General features: G+C 67.6%; 2 protein-coding genes. Both read right to left on the reverse strand.

Features of this window, described 5'->3' with window-relative positions:
- Nucleotides 1-160 precede the first annotated feature (160 nt).
- A complete protein-coding gene (locus tag ACH47Z_RS47115; RefSeq protein WP_399086811.1) occupies nt 161-1,039 on the reverse strand; it encodes a GNAT family N-acetyltransferase in 879 nt (292 codons plus the stop codon).
- Between the two features lie 187 nt (nt 1,040-1,226).
- A protein-coding gene (locus tag ACH47Z_RS47120; RefSeq protein ID WP_399086814.1) for an IS5 family transposase occupies nt 1,227-2,146 on the reverse strand; the annotation gives its coding sequence in 2 pieces (ribosomal slippage) (nt 1,227-1,706 and nt 1,709-2,146; 918 coding nt in all).
- Between the last annotated feature and the right edge of the window lie 33 nt (nt 2,147-2,179).

The following is a 2,179-nucleotide window of genomic DNA, read 5'->3' on the forward strand; positions in this document are numbered from 1 at the left end:
ACCGCCGCGACCTGGCACAACGATCACACCGGCCAGCTCGTCCTGCGCTCACTGATCGCCTACGATCACTGACCCCTTGGAATAGATCATCTAGGGCCTGTTGTGAAAGTGCCGACGGGCCGGACGAGGTGATGCCCAGGTCCGGCCCGTCCGCTCGTCTCTACAGGTCGAGCTGATACCGCAGTGTCGTGTGCGTGGGCAGGTAGCCGAGGCTGTCGCTGATGTGTCTCATGTGCGTGTTGCTGTCGGCGGTGTCGGTCAGGAGGCCGCCGAGGTCCGGGTAGTGCCCGTGGGCTTGGCGGATCGACTCGGCCTTCATCCAGCGGCCAAGGCCGTGTCCGCGGTGCTCGGGCAGCACGCCGGTGCCGTAGTGCTGGGCATCACCAGTGCCGCCGCTGGGCACGACGAGTTCGGTGAACCCGGCGATCGAGCCGTTGGAGGTGTCGATGGCGACGACGGTGTGCAGGTGGTCGCCGCGCTGTTCGACGGCCTTCGCCGCAGCCCGGACCCGGTCCACGTCCCAGGTTGTGGTGCCGTGGTCGGTGTCCTCCATGGGCATGTCGTCCATGGCGCGACGTGAGTCGGCGAAGGTCTGGGCGAGATCGTCGGGGACGGTTCCCTGCCAGGACGCCAGCCGGTAGCCGGAATGCGGACGCTCAATGATCTCTGCCAGGGAGGGGATGTCCACATCGGCCAGAGGCAGGCGGGAGTACCTCAGGGTGAGGACCTTGCGGAAGCCGCGGGCCGGCAGGAAGTGGTCGCCGGGCGATCCGGCCCCGGCCTGCGCTACGACGCAGCGCCGGGTGTTGTCCCGGGCGGCGGCCACGGCAGTGTCGAGTAGCCGGGAGCCGACGCCCTTGCGGCGCTCCACGGGATGGACGTGGAGGGTCAGTTCGGCCAGGTGCTCTTGTCCGCCATCGAACAGGCGCAGAAAGGCCGTCCCGACAGGGTTGGCATCGGCGTCGGACGCCAGCCATGCAAGGCGTCGGCTGTGCGCCCCGTGTGCGGGGTCGGTCAGTGGGGTGATGCGGAGCGACAAGGTGTCTCCGTCGTGAGGAGGTGGCAAAGGTCAGTACGCGGGCTCAACTGCTGGGCACTCCTGCGCATGTGCTCCACACCTCCTCGTCGACAGTGCCGGTCCGGATCAACATGGACGGCTGGGAGAACGTAACTGGTCTATCGGCTCCTCGGCAAAGGGTTAACTGAAGGCTGCTGCGGCCGCGGGCTCACAGTCGCTCATTGATGGCCGCGACCAGCACGGTTGCTTCGTAGCGGACGGCGAGTTTGTCGTATCTCGTGGCCACGGCCCGGTGGCGCTTGAGGCGATTGATCCCGCATTCGACCGCGTGCCTCTCGCGGTAGTCGGCCTTGTCGAACGTCGGCGGCCGGCCGCCGCGGGAGCCGAGCTTCTTACGGTTGCGAACCTGGTCCTTCTTCTCCGGGATCGTGCACCGGATCCCACGTCGGCGCAGGTAGGCACGATTCTTCCGGGAGCCGTACGCCTTGTCGGCACGCACTCTGGCCGGCCGCTTGCGGGGACGCCCCAGTCCCTGCCGCGGCACCCGGATGTTCTCCAGGACCGGTTCAAACTGCGGGGAATCCCCGCGCTGCCCGGCCGTGATCACAATCGACATGGGCTTCTGCCCCTGCTCGACCGCGAGATGGACCTTGGTGGTCAGCCCACCTCGCGAGCGACCGAGACCGTGGTCGTCCGGCTCGACCTCAAAGCCGCCGGGCGGCTCCTTCTGAAGATCCCCCTTTTGACCGCTCCGGCGGCGTGCTGGTGGGCGCGGCAGATCGTCGAGTCGACACTGACATCCCAGGTGATCAGGTCTTTCGCGTCCGCCTGGGCCTGCAGTTCGGTGAAGACTCGCTTCCACGTGCCGTCGCGCTGGCGGCGCCGGAACAGGTCGTAGACCCGATCCCACGGCCCGTACCGCTCGGGTATATCCCGCCACGGCGTCCTGGTCCGGGTCCGCCACCGTATGCCGTCGACCAGCTGCCGCCTCGGCCATTTCGGCGGCCGGCCAGGCTTCATGCCCTTCGGCAACAACGGCTCCAGCCTGGCCCACTGCTCGTCCGTCAGAGTGCGGAACGTGACCTTCCGTCCGGCTTGTCGTCGCTCGATGGTGTGACGTTGGGACATTGCCGCCGGTCAGGCGTTCGGGGTTCGCTTGGC

The sequence above is a fragment of the Streptomyces sp. NPDC020192 genome (genome assembly GCF_044388685.1).
GTDB lineage: Bacteria > Actinomycetota > Actinomycetes > Streptomycetales > Streptomycetaceae > Streptomyces.